General features: G+C 66.3%; 2 protein-coding genes. Both read left to right on the top strand.

Going from position 1 to position 255, the window contains the following annotated elements:
* Positions 1–2: 2 nt before the first annotated feature.
* The gene (gene fliE, locus NLU14_RS23400; protein ID WP_420845100.1) at positions 3–65 is read left to right on the top strand and encodes a flagellar hook-basal body complex protein FliE; all 63 of its coding nucleotides are present in this window, start codon (positions 3–5) and stop codon (positions 63–65) included.
* Positions 66–70: 5 nt separating this feature from the next.
* Positions 71–255 (top strand): flagellar biosynthetic protein FliQ (locus NLU14_RS22460; protein WP_275710788.1); only part of this gene is annotated, 185 nt, incomplete at its 3' end.

Below are 255 nucleotides of genomic sequence, written 5' to 3' on the forward strand. Positions count from 1 at the left end.
CCATGGTGGCCGTGCGCGACCGCGTGGTGAACGCCTATTCCGACATCATGCGGATGCAGATCTAGGCGCGATGCTGCCGTCGCAGGTCCTCGCACTGGCGCAGAGCGCGCTGATGCTGGTGCTCACCATCGCGGGTCCGCTGCTGCTGACCTCGCTGATCGTGGGCACCGTCATCGGCCTGCTCCAGGCGCTGACGCAGATCCAGGAAACCACGCTCACCTTCGTCCCCAAGCTGCTCGCCATGGGGCTGGTGCT

This window comes from Marinobacter iranensis (assembly GCF_029207565.1).
Classification (GTDB): Bacteria; Pseudomonadota; Gammaproteobacteria; order Pseudomonadales; family Oleiphilaceae; genus Marinobacter; species Marinobacter iranensis.